Below are 12,103 nucleotides of genomic sequence, written 5' to 3'. Positions count from 1 at the left end.
GAAGGGCGCTATTGCGCTTCGTTCATATCAAGCGTCGCAGACGCCCGAAGACCGGAACGGAAAATGCTCGACACGCTTAGAAATGCTGCCGGAACCTGGGTAGCAAAACTTTTGCTGCTGTTGCTCGTGGTGAGCTTCGCGATCTGGGGTATTTCCGGCTCTCTCCGCGGTGGCTTCGGCAGCGACAAGATCGTCACCGCCGGCAAGACCAGCGTTTCCGGCGTCGAGTACCGCCTCGCCTACGATCGCCAGATCAGCGTGCTTTCGCAGCAGTTCGGCCAGCGGCTGACCCGCGACCAGGCACGGGCTTTCGGCATCGACAACCAGGTCCTCGCCCAGCTGGTGGCCGGCGCGGTGCTGGACGAACAGGCCCGCAAGCTGGGCCTCGGCCTTTCCAAGGACAGCCTGGCGCAGCTGACCTGGCAGGATCCGGCCTTCCAGGGCCCGGACGGCCAGTTCAACCGCCAGGCCTTCGACTTCATCCTCAGGCAGATCGGCATGCGTCCCGAGGACTACCTCAAGAACCGCGCCCAGGTGGCCGTGCGCCAGCAGATCGTGGAAGCGGTTTCCGACGGCCTGAAGGCGCCCGACACGCTGCTGCGCGCGGTGGCGCTCTACCGTGGCGAAGACCGCACGATCGACTATCTGGCGTTGCCCAAGTCGCTGGTCGAGCCGATCGCAGCACCCGCCGACGACGTGCTCAAGGCATGGTTCGAGGAAAACAAGAAGACCTATGCCGCACCCGAGTATCGCAAGCTGAAATATGCAAAGCTGGAGCCGGAGGACATCGTCGACCTCGGTTCGGTGACGGACGATCAGATCCGCAAAGATTACGACCAGAACAAGACCCAGTTCACGACGCCCGAGACGCGCAAGATCGAACAGCTGGTGTTCCCGAACGCCGAAGCCGCCAAGGCGGCGTCCGACGCGATCAAGGGTGGCGCGAGCTTCGACAAGATCGTAGCCGACCAGGGCAAGACCTCGCACGACGTGCTTCTCGGCAACGTGACGAAGGACAAGGTCGGCGACAAGGCCGTTGCCGACGCCGCCTTCGCCATGCAGGCCAACCAGGTCAGCGACGTCGTCCAGGGCAATTTCGGCCCGGTGATCGTGCGCGTCAGCGAGGTCACGCCCGCGGCGACGAAGGCGTTCGACGAGGTGAAGGACCAGATCCGCAAGGACCTGGCGCTGGCGGAAGCCAACCGCATCCTGCTCGACGTACACGACTCCTATGAGGATGCGCGCGCGGGCGGCGAGTCGCTGCAGGCGGCGGCCGAGAAGCTGAAGCTGAAGGTCGTCACCGTCGACGCCATCGACCGCGCCGGGCAGCAGCCCGACGGCAGCGTGGTCAACACCCTGCCCGACTCGCGCAACCTGATCGAGGCTGCCTTCGAGGCCGAGGCCGGCATCGAGAACCAGCCGCTCAACATCGGCACCAACGGCTTTGTCTTCTACGAGGTGGAAGGTATCACTCCGGCGCGCGACCGCACGCTCGACGAGGTTCGCGAAAAGGTCGTGGCCGACTGGACCGCGGCCGAGGCGAAAAAACGCCTCAACGAAAAAGCGGGCGAACTGGAGAAGCGGCTCAAGGACGGCACCGCGCTCGACGTCATCGCCGCCGAACTCAAGCTCGAGAAGCAGACCAAGCGCGGCCTCAAGCGCGACACCGACGACGCCGACTTCGGCCGCGACGGCGCGGCCGCCATGTTCGCGATGGGCCAGGGCGGAACCGGCGTGATCCCCTCGCCGACCGGCGACGCCCAGATCCTGTTCAAGGTGGCCGAAGTGTTCGAGCCGGCCGGCGCCGACGCCGCCTCGGTGCCGGAGGACGTGCAGAAGACCTTCGCCTCGGAGATGTCGGACGACCTGCTCGACCAGCTCGTGGCGCAGCTGCAGCGCGAATATGCGGTCACCGTCGACCAGAACGCGATCACCCGCGCGCTTGCGGTGGGAACGCCATGAGCACGCTGAAGCCATACATCGCCAAGGTTGCGACGGGAACGCCGCTGACCTTCGAGGAAGCCCGCGAAGCCTTCGACATCATCATGTCGGGCGAAGCGACACCCGGCCAGATCGGCGGCTTCCTGATGGCGCTGCGCGTGCGTGGCGAAACCGTAAGCGAGATATCGGGCGCGCTCGCCACGATGCGCGACAAGATGCTGCGCGTCGAGGCGCCGGCCAATGCCGTCGATATCGTCGGCACGGGCGGCGACGGCTCGCACAGCGTCAACATCTCGACTGCCTCGGCCTTCGTCATTGCCGGCGCCGGCGTGCCGGTCGCCAAGCACGGCAATCGTGGCCTGTCGTCGCTGACGGGCGCCGCCGACGTGCTGACCGCGCTCGGCGTCAATATCGAGCTGGCCCCCGACGCAATTAGTCGTTGCATCCATCAGGCCGGCATCGGCTTCATGTTCGCGCCGGCGCATCACCCTGCCATGAAGCATGTGGGCGCGACGCGCGTCGAACTCGGCACCCGCACGATCTTCAACCTGCTCGGTCCTCTTTCCAACCCGGCCGGCGTCAACCGGCAGCTGTTCGGCGTGTTCTCGCCCGAATGGGTCGAGCCCGTCGCGGAGACATTGAAGGAACTCGGCGCCGAGTGCGCCTGGGTCGTGCACGGCGACGGCTACGACGAGATCACGACCACCGGCGAGACGAAGGTTTCAGCTCTGTCGGGCGGCAAGATCAGCAATTTCACGCTTACACCCGAAGGGGTCGGCCTCGCGCGCCACAGCCGCGAAGCTTTGCGCGGCGGCGATTCGGCCTACAATGCGGCTGCCCTGCGCGCCGTGCTCGAGGGCACCCCGGGCGCTTATCGTGACACCGTGCTGATGAACGCCGGCGCGGGCCTCGTGGTCGCAGGCAAGGTTGCCGAGATCGGCGACGGCATCAAGCTTGCCGCCGATGCGATCGACAGTGGACGCGCGCGCGCCGTCCTCGAGCGCCTCGTTGCGGTGTCGAACGGGTAGCGGCATGGCAGACATCCTGCGCAAGATCGAGGCCTACAAGCGCGACGAGATCGCCGCCGCCAAGGCGCTCACGCCGCTTGCGGACCTGAAGGCACGGGCGCACGACGTGGCCCCGCCCAGGGGGTTCCTCGCAGCGCTCGAAGCACAGCGCAGCCAAGGCCGCTTCGGGCTGATCGCCGAGATCAAGAAGGCGAGCCCGTCGAAAGGCCTGATCCGCGCCGATTTCGATCCGCCGGCGCTCGCCCGCGCCTATGCCGAAGGCGGGGCGGCCTGCCTTTCGGTGCTGACGGACACGCCGTCGTTCCAGGGCGCGCCGGAGTTCCTGACCGCCGCCCGCGACGCGTGCACCCTGCCCGCCTTGCGCAAGGACTTCATGTTCGAGCCCTACCAGGTGCATGAAGCCCGCGCCTGGGGTGCGGACGCCATCCTCATCATCATGGCGAGCCTGACGGACGACGACGCCAGGCGGCTCGAGGACACGGCCTTCGAGCTCGGCATGGACGCGCTGATCGAGGTCCACGACGAAGCCGAGACGGAGCGGGCCATGAAGCTCGCCTCGCGCCTGCTCGGCATCAACAACCGCAACCTGCGCAGCTTCGAGGTGAGCCTGGAGACGTCCGAGCGCCTGGCGCCGATGGTCCCGGCGGACCGCCTGCTCGTCGGCGAGAGCGGTATCTTCACCCACCAGGATTGCCTGAGGCTTGAAAAATCGGGCATCGGCAGCTTCCTCGTCGGCGAGAGCCTGATGCGCCAGGCCGACGTGGCCGCGGCCACGCGGGCGCTGCTCGAAGGCAGCCCGGTCGCGGCGAGCGCCTGACATGGCCGCCCTCACCCACATCGGCGCCACCGGCGAGGCCAACATGGTCGACGTCGGCGACAAGGCCGAGACGACCCGCACCGCGATCGCCGAGGGCACCGTGACGATGCGCCCCGAGACGCTGGCGCTGATCCTGTCCGGCAACGCCAAGAAGGGCGACGTTCTGGGCACGGCGCGCATCGCCGGCATCATGGCCGCCAAGCGCACGCACGAGCTGGTACCCCTCTGCCATCCGATCCTCTTGACCAAGGTGTCGGTCGAGATCGAGCCGGACGAATCGCTGCCCGGCCTCAGGGTGACCGCGCTGGCGCGCGTCACCGGCAAGACCGGCGTCGAGATGGAGGCGCTGACCGCTGCCTCCGTCGCCTGCCTGACCATCTACGACATGGCCAAGGCCGCCGACCGCGGCATGGTGATCTCCGGCATCCGCCTGGTCGAGAAGACCGGCGGCAAGTCGGGCGACTACAGGGCTGTCGACTAGATGGCGCTGCTGCCGGTCGCCGACGCGCTTGAACGGCTGCTCGAAGGCGCGGCCACGGCGGGCACGGAACGCGTCGGCCTCGACGAAGCTTTCGGACGTGTCCTTGGCGCGCCGCTCCACGCCCTGCGCACCCAGCCGCCCTTCGATGCCTCGGCGATGGACGGCTATGCGGTGATCGCGCAGGACATCGCCGACCTGCCCGCCCGGCTTGCGCTGATCGGCGAGGCGGCTGCCGGGCGGCAGTTCGCCGGAAAGATCGCGCGCGGCCAGGCCGTGCGCATCTTCACCGGCGCGCCTGTGCCGGCCGGAGCGGACACGGTGGTCATCCAGGAAAACGTGCGCGATCTCGGCAACGGCGAGGTCGAGGTGTTCGAGCCGACCGCGCCCGGCCGCAACATCCGTACCAAGGGCCTCGACTTCAACGAAGGCGATCTCATCCTCGATGCCGGGCGCCTGATCGACCCGGCAGCGCTGTCGCTCGCGGCCGCCGCCAACCATCCGACGCTCGACGTGCAACGCGCGCCGCTGGTCGCGATCATCGCCACCGGCGACGAATTGCTGCCGCCGGGAAGCACGCCCGGCCCCGACCAGATCATCTCTTCCAATGCCTACGGCGTGGCGGCCATTGCCCGCTCGGTCGGCGCCCGCGTCCTCGATCTCGGCATAGCGCCCGACAAGACCGAATCGATCTCCGCACTCGTCCGGGAGGCGCTCGACGCCGCAGCCGACGTGATCGTCACCCTCGGCGGCGCCTCGGTCGGCGACCACGACCTGGTGCACGGCGTGCTGACCGACCTCGGCATGAAGCTCGACTTCTGGAAGATCGCCATGCGCCCGGGCAAGCCGCTGATGTTCGGACGGCTCGGCGAGACTCGCTGCGTCGGCCTTCCCGGCAATCCGGTGGCGAGCCTCATCTGCTCGCACCTCTTCCTGAAGCCGCTCCTGGCAAAGCTTGCCGGACGGGTCTACGCACCCGACATCCGCGAGGCCGTGCTCGGTGCGCCCATGAAGGCAAACGACCTGCGCCAGGACTATGTGCGCGGCATGGTGAGCGAGACCGACGCCGGCCTGGTCGCCATGCCCTTCGGGGTCCAGGACTCGTCGATGCTGCGAACCCTGGCCGAAGCCAATTGCGTCATCATCCGCGAGCCCTTCGCACCAGCTGCCGAATCTGGCACTGGCTGCCGGGTGCTCATGCTGCGCTGACCGCCCTCGGCACCTTCACCAAAATTTAATCGGTTGCGGAACACAACTGGAACATATAGTGTTTGTTCCGGGTTTGTTTTTCTTTCGATTCCCTTGGGGGCAGCGATGCTGACGCGCAAACAACACGAGCTTCTGCTGTTCATCCATGAGCGGCTGAAGGAGGCGGGCATCCCCCCGTCCTTCGACGAGATGAAGGAGGCGCTGGACCTCGCTTCCAAGTCGGGCATCCATCGCCTGATCACCGCGCTCGAGGAGCGCGGCTTCATCCGGCGTCTGCCCAACAGGGCACGCGCGCTGGAAGTCATCCGTCTGCCAGACTCGATCGCTCCGGGCCTCAACGCCGCCAGGAAGTTCTCGCCGAGTGTCATCGAAGGCAGCCTTGGGCGCAAGCCCGAGCCGTCGCGCGCGCTCTCGGCCGGCAATGACGACGACGCAGGTGCGGCGGTCGCCATCCCGGTGATGGGACGCATCGCCGCCGGCGTGCCGATCGACGCCATCCAGCACAGGACGCATTCGATCTCGGTGCCGCCGGACATGATTTCGGGCGGCGAGCACTATGCGCTCGAGGTCAAGGGCGATTCGATGATCGAGGCCGGCATCTTCGACGGCGACACTGTCATCATCCGCAATGCCAATAGCGCCAATCCGGGCGAGATCGTCGTCGCCCTGGTGGACGACGAGGAGGCGACGCTCAAGCGCTTCCGCCGCAAGGGCGCATCGATCGCGCTCGAGGCCGCCAATCCCGCCTATGAAACCCGCATCTTCGGCCCCGACCGGGTCAAGGTACAGGGCAAGCTGGTCGGGCTGATCCGGCGCTACTAGGGCAATTCAGGAAAAGCGCGAAGCGATTTTCCGCCCGGGATTGCGTGAAAGCGAGGAGATAGAGCGCTTTCGCGATGCGAGGGAAGGCGGAAACGCCCTCAACTCGCCCAGCGCTGGTTAGGAGCGATCGCCTCTCAGGGGGCAGAGCATCCGGTCAGGGTGCAGCGCGTCCGGGCTAGCTCGGCGGGCATTCCGAAGAATGCGCATTCTGCGCCTGGCTGCCTTTCTCGACCGCATTCATGCGATGCCGGGCGCTTCTGTCTGGCTGCAAAACGCTCTATGGCGCAGCCTTCTCCACTGGCGGCTTTGCACGGTCCCGGCGGAAGGGCGGCAGGCCCCGCGCCTCGCGGGAGAACGCCCGCTGCGCATGCCATGGCCGGTACGGCTCGGCTATCGCCCTCTGGATTTCGATTTGACGGACCGCCGCCTCCCCTTTTTCAGGCAAGAACGCGGCCACGCTGCCGAAACGCGCCAGGTCGCGCTTGGTGACCACGGTCGTCGCCGAATTCGCGCACGGGTCCCGCGCCGTCGCGTCGTCGATCACGATCAGGCTCGCCACGACGCATGCAGGTTTCGCCGTTGCCGCGTTGCCGGCATAGGCGATCACGGCGCCTGACGGGTGCTCGATGGTGCAAAGGCCGCCGTCGCAGATAAAGGCCCGCCGGCGGTCCGGTTTTTCTTCTCCTTGCAGGGACATGGCCGACTCTGGCGGCAGCGCGGCATCTGGCCGCGCGGCGGAGGCCTTCGCGGTCGGGGCCGCCTTGCCGCCCGCGCCAACCGGGCCGACCAGGTCCTCCGCCACAACCGCCCTCTTCCAGCTGTCGGTGATGAAGTCGCTCGGACGTGCGCGGTTGACCGCCAGCCTGCCGTCCGCTGTCGGCACGCCGACCAGCCGGCCGTCTTCGGAGATCAATATGTCTGGCGTCCTTGCCTCGCCGAGCAGCAGCAATCCACTCGCGGCGAACGGCAGGGCGGCTAACCTCAGCCGGGTGGTCGCCATGGAGGCGACGCAGAGCGCAACCGTCACGAGGATCACCGACCGGGCGGAAATCAGGCGGACGGCGTCGACCGGCGACCGCTCGGAGAACCATTGCGCCAGGGCGATCATCGCGCCCAGACCCCGCCCCATCGTGTCGAGGAACAGCCCATCCAGGCCAAGCGGCATCAGCACGCCGGCGGCAACCGCAAAAGGCATCACCAGCACCGAGACGATGGGCATCACCGCCAGGTTGGCGAAGAGGCTGAGCGGCGAGATGCGCTGGAAATGCCACGCCCCGAACACACTCGTCGCCAGCCCGGCGATCAGCGAGGTTGCCAGAAGCCCGACTGCCAGGGCCCAGAGCCTGCGCCACGTCTTTGCCGCGAGCGAACGCTGGATCGCCGGTTGCGCCTGGTCGGTCGGCCTGTCCGACCACCAGCCATAAGCGCCGACCAGTGCCGCGGTTGCCGCGAACGACATCTGGAAGCTCGGACCGACCACCTCGTGGGGAGATGCGAGAATGACGATGATGGCCGAGATCGCGAGGTTGCGCATGGTCAGGGCGGCGCGGTCGAACAGCACGGCCGTCAACATGACGGCGAGCATGATGAAGCTGCGCTGCGCCGCAACTTCGGCACCGGAAATGGAAAGATAGCCGCCGGTGGAGACCAGGGCAGCGAGGGCGGCGTATTTCTTCACCGGATGCCGGGATGCGAAGGCCGGAAAGGCCGCAAAACCGAACCGCAGGCCCAGCATGACGGTTCCGGCGACCATGGCCATGTGCAGGCCCGAAATGGAGATGATGTGATAGAGGCCCGTCCGCCGCAGCGCTTCGTTGACCTCCTCCGGAATGCCGCCACGCACGCCGACCATGAGTGCCGCGGCGATTTCGCCCTCCACGCCGCCGATCCGGTCGCGGATGCGCAGGGCAATGCGGTCGCGAAGGTTTCCGAGCCAGGCCTCGATCCCAAGGGCGAGCGCAACAGGTTGCGCGTCCGCGACCAGTTCCGGCCCCTTCATGAAGAAGCCGCTGGCGCCGATCCCGTCGAAGTAGCTTTCGAAGGAGAAGTCGTAGCTGCCGGGCCGAATCGGACCGGAGGGCGGCATCAGCCGCGCATAGCCGCTGACCAGGGATCCCGCCGCGAGACCTGCCGGCGCCCGGCGCGCCGTCAGGCGCACGCGATCCGGCGCATAGCGCAGCGTTGGCCGCGCGGTGGCAATGACGTCGATGGTCAGGCGGACGCGCCCCTTGTCGAGCCGGTCGATCTCCACCACGCGGCCCTGCAACTGCGTCGATATCTCGGCGCCGAGCATTTTCGTGCCCAGGCGGGCGGTTTCGAGCTTTGCCGCCGCCATGCCGAGCAGGCAGAAGGCCAGAGCGGCCAGCCCGTAGTGAAGCCATCTCCTGGTGCGCGCGGCCAACGCCAGCACTGCCATGACCAGGGCTGCCGACGCGATCGGCAGCAAGGCCGGCTCCTCGGCGAGGCTGAAATAGGCCAGCACCCCAACCGCCAGGAACACCGGGACGAGCAGGAACGCCACGCCGCGGTCGAGTTCGGTCTCGATTGCCGCTGCCAGTGTCCGGACCGTGAAGCGTCCATGGACGACGGCCATGGGAGTCTGCATCCACGACCGCCGATTGCCCGGCCGCGGCGCGTGATTTGTACCTGCGGACAATGGCTGAGGGTCGCGCCGACGCGCCCAGGTAAGCGGGGGCAACGCCTCGCCGCCGGCGAGCAGGACGCGCTCGGCCGTCTCCGCGACCGGTCTTTCGCCGGCTCGCCCCTCCCGCACATGGTCGCCCATCGGGCATGCCCCTTGCGCCCCTGACCTTCTATGCTACATCAACGCCACCGAAACGCCATGCGCCGCCGGTCTCCGGCCGGGCGACGCCATGCCTGCCTTGGAATTCGCCATGCCCGTCGTCACCCGCTTCGCCCCCTCGCCCACCGGCTACCTGCATATCGGCGGGGCCCGCACCGCACTTTTCAACTGGCTCTATGCCCGCCATACCGACGGCAAGATGCTGCTGCGTATCGAAGACACCGATCGCGAGCGCTCGACCGACGCGGCGACCGCGGCGATCCTCGAGGGCCTGACCTGGCTGGGACTCACCTGGGAGGGCGAGCCGATCTCGCAGTTCGAGCGCGCCCCGCGCCATCGCGAGGTGGCCGAGGAGCTCGTCCGCATGGGCAAGGCCTATTATTGCTACGCCTCGCCGGCCGAACTCGACGAGATGCGCGAGAAGGCGCGCGCCGAGGGCCGCCCGCCGCGCTATGACGGCCGCTGGCGCGACCGCGACCCGTCCGAGGCACCGGCCGGCGTGAAGCCGGTCATCCGCATCAAGGCACCGACCGAGGGTGAGACGCTGGTGCGCGACCGCGTGCAGGGCGACGTGCGCTTCCCCAACAAGGACCTCGACGATTTCATCATCCTGCGTTCGGACGGCGTGCCGACCTACATGCACGCCGTGGTCGTCGACGACCATGACATGGGCGTCACCCACATCATCCGCGGCGACGACCATTTGACCAATGCCGCGCGCCAGACGGTGATCTACGATGCCATGGGCTGGGACGTGCCCGTGATGTCGCACATACCGCTGATCCACGGCGCCGATGGCGCCAAGCTGTCGAAGCGCCACGGCGCCCTCGGCGTCGACGCCTACCGGGCCATGGGTTACCTGCCGGAAGCCCTGCTCAACTATCTCGCCCGCCTCGGCTGGAGCCATGGCGACGACGAGGTGATGAGCATCGCCGACATGATCGGCTGGTTCGAGATCGAGGACGTCAACAAGGGCGCCGCGCGCTTCGACTTCGCCAAGCTCGAGGCGCTGAACGGCATCCACATGCGCCAGATGGACGACGCCAGGCTGCTCGACATCTTCATCGCCACCCTGCCCTACCTGCCCAATGGCGCAATCGTTGCCGAGGGCCTCAACGACCGCACCAAGGCGCAACTGCTCGCCGCCATGCCCGGCCTGAAGGAGCGCGCCAAGACGCTGGTCGAGCTGGCAGACGGTGCTGCTTTCCTGTTCGCCCTGCGCCCGCTGGCCGTCGACGAGAAGGCAGCCGGTCTGCTGGCTGGTCCGGCCAAGGACATCCTCAAGGGTGCGCATGCAGCCCTTTCGACGGTGGCAGGCGCAGACTGGAACGCGGCCTCCGCCGAGGCTGCAATCCGCGAGTTCGCCGGTCGCGAAAATGTGAAATTGGGCGGGGTCGCCCAGCCGTTGCGCGCCGCCCTGACCGGCAAGAGCACCTCCCCCGGCGTGTTCGATGTACTCGCCGTTCTGGGGCGCGACGAAAGTCTGGCCCGCATTTCTGATCAAATCGATTAGGTCAGCAGTGCTTTCCTAATTTTGCATTGTAATGAGGCTTTTGCGGTGCAACATTGCGGCAACAGGCTAATTTGACAGCAGCGGGAAAGCTGGAGGGCGAGACCGAGCGTTCCGGACCTATCGGGTTGCTTGTTAAGAAGATTGCGCCGCCCAGCGGCAACTCAGCACTAAGGAGTATGCGATGACAGATTCAACCGCCAAACTGGAGTTCCGCGGCCAGACCCACGAGTTCAAGGTCCGAGGCGGGACGGTCGGGCCGGATGTCATCGACATCGCCTCGCTCTACTCCACCACCGGCGCGTTCACCTACGACCCGGGCTTCACCTCGACGGCAAGCTGCGAGTCGCAGATCACCTTCATCGACGGCGACGCCGGCGTGCTGCTGCACCGCGGCTACCCGATCGACCAGCTCGCCGAGCACGGCGACTTCCTCGAGGTCTGCTACCTGCTGCTCTACGGCGAACTGCCGACCAAGGCCCAGAAGGACGACTTCGACTATCGCGTCACGCGCCACACCATGGTGCATGAGCAGATGTCGCGCTTCTTTACCGGCTTCCGCCGCGACGCCCATCCGATGGCGGTGATGTGCGGCGTGGTCGGCGCGCTGTCGGCCTTCTACCACGACTCGACGGACATCTCCGATCCGCACCAGCGGATGGTGGCCTCGATCCGCCTGATCGCCAAGATGCCGACGATCGCGGCGATGGCCTACAAGTACCACATCGGCCAGCCCTTCATTTACCCGAAGAACGAGCTGAACTTCGCCGCCAACTTCCTGCACATGTGCTTTGCCGTGCCGTGCGAGGAGTACAAGGTCAATCCGGTGCTGGCGCGTGCCATGGACCGCATCTTCATCCTGCACGCCGACCACGAGCAGAATGCCTCGACCTCGACCGTGCGCCTCGCCGGTTCGTCGGGCGCCAATCCGTTCGCCTGCATCGCGGCCGGCATCGCCTGCCTCTGGGGTCCGGCTCACGGCGGCGCCAACGAAGCCGCGCTCAACATGCTCTCCGAGATCGGCTCGGTCGACCGCATCCCGGAATTCATCGACCGCGCCAAGGACAAGAACGACCCGTTCCGCCTCATGGGCTTCGGCCACCGCGTCTACAAGCACTACGATCCACGCGCCAAGATCATGCAGAAGACCACGCACGAGGTGCTCGGCGAACTCGGCATCAAGGACGATCCGATGCTCGACGTGGCGATGGAACTCGAGCGCATCGCGCTGACCGACGAGTACTTCATCGAGAAGAAGCTCTACCCGAACATCGACTTCTACTCGGGCATCACGCTGAAGGCGCTGGGCTTCCCCACCACCATGTTCACCGTGCTGTTCGCACTCGCCCGCACGGTCGGCTGGATCGCCCAGTGGAAGGAGATGATCGAGGATCCGCGCCAGAAGATCGGCCGCCCGCGCCAGCTCTACACCGGCGCGCCCGAGCGCGACTACGTGCCGATCGCCAAGCGCTGAGCCGGTACGACCTCAATGTGA

At 66.9% G+C, this 12,103-nt stretch carries 9 protein-coding genes; 8 read left to right on the top strand and 1 reads right to left on the bottom strand.

Features of this window, described 5'->3' with window-relative positions; translation table 11 throughout:
* The first annotated feature begins 63 nt into the window (after positions 1–63).
* The 6 genes from AmiPiv_RS23430 to lexA all read left to right on the top strand — a co-directional run bounded on the left by AmiPiv_RS23430 (position 64) and on the right by lexA (position 6,295).
* Complete coding sequence (locus AmiPiv_RS23430; RefSeq protein WP_340041410.1) at positions 64–1,962, top strand: peptidyl-prolyl cis-trans isomerase; 1,899 nt, start codon at positions 64–66, stop codon at positions 1,960–1,962.
* Positions 1,959–2,969: an anthranilate phosphoribosyltransferase gene (gene trpD, locus AmiPiv_RS23425; protein ID WP_340041408.1), complete on the top strand. Its 1,011-nt coding sequence runs from the start codon at positions 1,959–1,961 to the stop codon at positions 2,967–2,969. The genes AmiPiv_RS23430 and trpD overlap by 4 nt, the downstream gene beginning before the upstream one ends.
* Before the next feature lie 4 nt (positions 2,970–2,973).
* On the top strand, positions 2,974–3,786 hold the full coding sequence (gene trpC / locus AmiPiv_RS23420) for an indole-3-glycerol phosphate synthase TrpC (RefSeq protein ID WP_340041406.1): 813 nt from the start codon (positions 2,974–2,976) through the stop codon (positions 3,784–3,786).
* Position 3,787: 1 nt separating this feature from the next.
* Positions 3,788–4,267, top strand: a complete 480-nt coding sequence (gene moaC, locus AmiPiv_RS23415) for a cyclic pyranopterin monophosphate synthase MoaC (protein ID WP_340041404.1) — start codon at positions 3,788–3,790, stop codon at positions 4,265–4,267.
* The gene (locus AmiPiv_RS23410) at positions 4,268–5,473 is read left to right on the top strand and encodes a molybdopterin molybdotransferase MoeA (RefSeq protein ID WP_340041402.1); all 1,206 of its coding nucleotides are present in this window, start codon (positions 4,268–4,270) and stop codon (positions 5,471–5,473) included.
* A gap of 105 nt (positions 5,474–5,578) precedes the next feature.
* Positions 5,579–6,295, top strand: a complete 717-nt coding sequence (lexA, locus tag AmiPiv_RS23405) for a transcriptional repressor LexA (protein WP_340041400.1) — start codon at positions 5,579–5,581, stop codon at positions 6,293–6,295.
* A 277-nt stretch (positions 6,296–6,572) separates the two neighbouring features.
* Here lexA and AmiPiv_RS23400 read toward each other — a convergent pair whose 3' ends face one another.
* The gene (locus AmiPiv_RS23400) at positions 6,573–8,900 is read right to left on the bottom strand and encodes a ComEC/Rec2 family competence protein (protein WP_340041398.1); all 2,328 of its coding nucleotides are present in this window, start codon (positions 8,898–8,900) and stop codon (positions 6,573–6,575) included.
* Between the two features lie 289 nt (positions 8,901–9,189).
* On the opposite strand from AmiPiv_RS23400, the gene gltX reads away from it, so the two are divergent.
* Positions 9,190–10,611, top strand: coding sequence for a glutamate--tRNA ligase (gene gltX, locus AmiPiv_RS23395; RefSeq protein WP_340041487.1), 1,422 nt, complete (start codon positions 9,190–9,192; stop codon positions 10,609–10,611).
* A gap of 181 nt (positions 10,612–10,792) precedes the next feature.
* Positions 10,793–12,082 carry a citrate synthase gene (gltA, locus tag AmiPiv_RS23390; RefSeq protein WP_340041396.1) on the top strand — a complete coding sequence of 430 codons (1,290 nt, stop codon included), beginning with the start codon at positions 10,793–10,795 and terminating at the stop codon, positions 12,080–12,082.
* Positions 12,083–12,103: the final 21 nt, after the last annotated feature.

The organism is Aminobacter sp. Piv2-1, from assembly GCF_037625995.1.
Lineage (GTDB): Bacteria > Pseudomonadota > Alphaproteobacteria > Rhizobiales > Rhizobiaceae > Aminobacter.
This window is presented reverse-complemented; position numbering and strand designations above follow the sequence as displayed.

Bases quoted from the DNA above. Each gene is read 5' to 3' on its own strand.
- gltX (WP_340041487.1), top strand. From the start codon at position 9,190: ATGCCCGTCGTCACCCGCTTCGCCCCCTCGCCCACCGGCTACCTGCAT.
- lexA (WP_340041400.1), top strand. From the start codon at position 5,579: ATGCTGACGCGCAAACAACACGAGCTTCTGCTGTTCATCCATGAGCGG.
- AmiPiv_RS23430 (WP_340041410.1), top strand. From the start codon at position 64: ATGCTCGACACGCTTAGAAATGCTGCCGGAACCTGGGTAGCAAAACTT.
- AmiPiv_RS23410 (WP_340041402.1), top strand. From the start codon at position 4,268: ATGGCGCTGCTGCCGGTCGCCGACGCGCTTGAACGGCTGCTCGAAGGC.
- trpC (WP_340041406.1), top strand. From the start codon at position 2,974: ATGGCAGACATCCTGCGCAAGATCGAGGCCTACAAGCGCGACGAGATC.
- AmiPiv_RS23400 (WP_340041398.1), bottom strand. From the start codon at position 8,900: ATGCAGACTCCCATGGCCGTCGTCCATGGACGCTTCACGGTCCGGACA.
- trpD (WP_340041408.1), top strand. From the start codon at position 1,959: ATGAGCACGCTGAAGCCATACATCGCCAAGGTTGCGACGGGAACGCCG.
- moaC (WP_340041404.1), top strand. From the start codon at position 3,788: ATGGCCGCCCTCACCCACATCGGCGCCACCGGCGAGGCCAACATGGTC.
- gltA (WP_340041396.1), top strand. From the start codon at position 10,793: ATGACAGATTCAACCGCCAAACTGGAGTTCCGCGGCCAGACCCACGAG.